The following is a 4,071-nucleotide window of genomic DNA, read 5'->3' on the forward strand; positions in this document are numbered from 1 at the left end:
AGTTATACTCTCCATTGATTAATTCTAAGTATTTTTGTTCGAGGGTCTTTTCCCCGAACAAATTTGCTTGTTTTGTCTGGTAAAATGTTCTCATTATGTTCACCTATATGTTTTTGATTTTATTAATTTTGTTGTCCATCCGCCAAGCCGAATTTCATATAACTCAGAATATCCGAGCTTTTTATTCGCATAATCCTCTATTTTATTGTTAAAGCGAAATATTTTAATTTTTGATTGCATTCACTATGATATGAATTTAAACCTTAAAAATCTTACCCCACGTGAAAGGTACAAGCTTGTGGGAAAACTCATTGAGGAAATAAAACTGAGAAAATATTCTTATCAAACAGGAAAAGCATACATTTCTGTTGTAAAAAGATTCCTCAAATCTGGTCAAACGCCACGAAATTTTCTTCTCTCCCATTCTGGCAAAAGCAGATCCACAATGAGGCAAGCATATTTTGCGTTGAAATTTTTCTATGAAAATGTTTTGCATGAGAGTTTTGATGAAAAATTGCCGTTGGTGAAAAAGAAAACAAAATTACCCGTTGTGTTAAACAAGGAAGAAATCAGGAAGATGATAGAATTAACACTTAATCTCAAACACAAACTTGTTTTAACGTTCCTTTATTATGCTGGTTTGCGGTTAGATGAAGTCATAAATCTAAAATGGCAGGACATAGATTTTGATAGAGATGTTATTCATGTAAAAGTTGCTAAAGGAGAAAAAGAAAGAGTTGTATTTTTCCATCCAAAATTAAAGGAAATGTTGAATGTACGTGGCATAAAGAAAGAAGGCATAATATTCGTTTCTCAAAGGGGCGGAAAATACAACAAAAGGACGATTCAACAAATAGTGAATAGATCTGCTAAGAAAGCAGGAATAGAAAAGAAAGTGACTCCTCATACTCTAAGGCATTCTTTTGCCACACATTTGCTTGAAGCAGGAGCAGACATAAGATACATCCAGCAATTACTCGGTCATAAAAATTTGCAAACCACCCAAATCTATACTCATGTGGCAAATAAGGATATTAAGAATCTTGCAAGCTTGCTATAATTACCGTATCTCCTTTCTTTCTCCCGTCACCATGTAATTTATTTTTTCCGCTATTTTGTGCCACCCGAACCCTGAAGATGCACCACTATAAATTTGCCCAATATTTAAATATCGTTGTGTATTCCCCTCCCCATGATTGAGGCAAGTGTTGTACCACCTTTGGCAGGAGTTGTTGCCATTCTGTTTGCCATATATCTCACGTATTTTATTTTGTCCAAACCTCAGGGCAACAAAAGAATGAAAGAATTGTCGGAAAGCATACACAGAGGAGCGATGACGTTTCTGAATGAGGAATACAGAACGATATCCATATTCGTGGTTGTGGTTATGGCAGTGATTCTGGTCACTTCATTTTATACAGATCTGCCGAGGGAGGTAGCTCTTTCTTTTCTTGTGGGCGCTATTTTTTCCGGGCTTGCGGGCAACATAGGCATGAGAGTTGCAACGAAAGCAAATGCAAGGACTGCGGAGGGAGTCAAAAAAAGCTTCGGCCACGGATTGAGAATAGCGTTTTCTTCAGGCGCGGTAATGGGTCTCTCTGTTGTGGGTCTTGGAGTAATTGGCGTTTTCATTTTCTACTGGATATTTGTTGATAATGCAGGTCTTTCCAGCATTCTGTTTGGCTTTGGCTTCGGGGCAAGCAGCATTGCATTGTTTGCAAGGGTTGGAGGCGGCATTTACACAAAGTCGGCTGATGTTGGGGCGGACATTGTCGGGAAGGTAGAAGCCGGCATACCGGAAGACGATCCGCGCAACCCTGCTGTCATAGCAGACAATGTGGGAGATAATGTGGGAGATGTAGCCGGAATGGGTGCAGATTTATTTGAATCTTATGTGGATTCCATCATAGCCTCAATAGCACTTGCAATACTTGTCGGGTATTCTGCCAAAGCCTCCGAAGCAGTATATCCACTCTTAATTGCATCAATAGGTATATTCTCATCAATCATAGCCCTCTCATTTGTAAGGAGTGAAAAAAATGCGTATACCGCCATGAGAAACGGCTTATTCGGATCGGCCATCATCTTTTCAATCCTAGCCTTTATTACCACTTACTACACGATGAATTCATTCAATCCTTTCTATGCAATTTTTGTTGGATTGGTGGACGGCATAATCATAGGGTTGGCCACGGAATATTTCACATCCGACCAGCGGCTCCCCGCAAAAAAAATAGCCGAGGCTGCCCAGACGGGTGCAGCAACGGACATCATCCAGGGACTTTCGATCGGCATGATGAGCGTATTTATCCCGATAATAGCTACATGCATTGCAATGGTTCTGGCGTATAACTTTGCAGAATTTTACGGTATTGCCCTTGCAGCAGTGGGCATGCTTTCCACTCTCGGCATTTCCCTTGCCACTGACTGCTATGGCCCGGTTGCTGACAATGCCGCCGGTATAGCCGAAATGGCTGAAATGGGAGATGAAATAAGAAAAAAAACCGAAGGGCTGGATGCCGTCGGTAACACAACTGCAGCCATGGGAAAAGGTTTTGCAATAGGCTCCGCTGCAATAACAGCCCTTGCTTTAGTCTTTACTTTTGTAAGATCCGTGGAAAGCAAAGGCATTGCCGTAAACACATCGCTTACAGAACCTGAAGTAATGGCAGGGCTTTTCATCGGTGCCATGCTTCCGTTCCTTTTCTCCGCGCTTACCATGGGGGCTGTCGGAAGAGCCGCCGAGAAAATGGTGGATGAGGTTAGACGGCAGTTTAAAGAACTCGGCATACTCAAAGGGAAGGGAAAGCCTGACTATGAAAGCTGTGTAAAGATAGCAACAAAGGGGGCATTGAGGGAGATGATTCTTCCAGTGATTATTGCAGTTTCAGCTCCGTTGATAGTTGGCATATGGAATATAAGCGCCCTTGTTGGTCTCCTGGCAGGTGCAACAGCATCAGGATTCTTACTTGCAATATTTCTTGTCAATGCGGGAGGTGCATGGGACAATGCGAAGAAGTACATAGAATCCGGCAATCTGGGCGGAAAGGGCAGCGATGCACACAAGGCTGCTGTTGTGGGTGATACGGTCGGCGACCCTTGTAAAGATACATCAGGTCCGTCGTTAAATATTCTCATAAAGCTCATGTCAATAGTTTCCCTCGTATTTCTGCCCCTTTTCCTCAAATTTCTGTAGGTGGGAATAAAAATTTAAATCGGCATTGCCATATTCATACGTGATATCCCTCAAAGGAAAAGAAAAAATTCTGCTTCGGAGAAAAGTAAACATACGTTCCGGAAAATCGAGGGGTATTGGAACACTTTTTATAACGAACAAAAGGTTATCGTTCCAGCCACTTGCCCGCAAAAAATGCATTGATATAGAAATTGATTCAATAACCGAGATAAAAATCGTCGGAAGGATTTTTAAAAAAATGAGTATATCAACAGATAAAAGAGAATATATCCTATTTTTGAATGGGGCAGGGAATGTTATCAGCCTTTTGAAAGCACTCAAAGAGAAAATCCGTGCATGATTTCAACTTACTCGTTTTTGCTATGGGTAGAACATTTGTTTTGGTATAAGATTTTGGCCGTATTCTATGAGAATGCCAAGTTAAATGCATTTAGCGATATTTTTCATTCCTTTTGAGTTGATGATATTTTCTGCCTAACTTGACAACGCCTTCTATTTCAGTATCTCCGAAGGTGAGATGAAAATCCTTCTTCTCAGCCTTAATTTTTGTGTCGGCAGACACAAAAACCCTCCCAATTTTCAGAACGGCAGAAAATTGGTAAAAAAATCCCAGAAATTCAAATCCAACTTTTCCTTTGCCACTTTTGCTGCCATCCACCATATTGGCAACATTATAATATACATTGCCGCACACGTAAGCGGGCCGAGATATGCATCATATCACCTATATTACTTTTTTTAAAAAGTCAGTCTCTACGAATAAGCTCCATTTTGTAACCTAATTGTTTCTCCTCGGGTGACGAGAAGAAACAATCTATTCCTCTAAAATTTTCAGATGGAGGAAAACGAGGGATGGAAAACAGAGTTTTCGGGTC

General features: G+C 40.8%; 4 protein-coding genes and 1 pseudogene. 3 read left to right on the top strand and 2 right to left on the bottom strand.

Features of this window, described 5'->3' with window-relative positions; translation table 11 throughout:
• Nucleotides 1–99: 99 nt before the first annotated feature.
• Nucleotides 100–240: a hypothetical protein gene (locus tag U9O96_07840; protein ID MEA2054996.1), complete on the bottom strand. Its 141-nt coding sequence runs from the start codon at nt 238–240 to the stop codon at nt 100–102.
• Between the two features lie 10 nt (nt 241–250).
• Between U9O96_07840 and U9O96_07845 the strand changes: the two genes are divergently transcribed.
• The 3 genes from U9O96_07845 (at nt 251) to U9O96_07855 (ending at nt 3,536) form a co-directional block, all read left to right on the top strand.
• Entirely contained in the window at nt 251–1,060 is an 810-nt protein-coding gene (locus tag U9O96_07845) for a tyrosine-type recombinase/integrase (protein MEA2054997.1), read from the top strand.
• 132 nt (nt 1,061–1,192) lie between these two features.
• Entirely contained in the window at nt 1,193–3,196 is a 2,004-nt protein-coding gene (locus U9O96_07850) for a sodium-translocating pyrophosphatase (protein MEA2054998.1), read from the top strand.
• Between the two features lie 40 nt (nt 3,197–3,236).
• Nucleotides 3,237–3,536 (top strand): hypothetical protein, encoded by a 300-nt coding sequence (locus U9O96_07855; GenBank protein ID MEA2054999.1) that lies wholly within the window; start codon nt 3,237–3,239, stop codon nt 3,534–3,536.
• 281 nt (nt 3,537–3,817) lie between these two features.
• On the opposite strand, the pseudogene U9O96_07860 reads toward U9O96_07855, so the two are convergent.
• A pseudogene (locus U9O96_07860) lies at nt 3,818–3,913 on the bottom strand (cobalamin biosynthesis protein CbiM).
• Between the last annotated feature and the right edge of the window lie 158 nt (nt 3,914–4,071).

It is taken from the genome of Candidatus Thermoplasmatota archaeon, from assembly GCA_034660695.1.
GTDB lineage: Archaea > Thermoplasmatota > E2 > UBA202 > DSCA01 > JAYEJS01.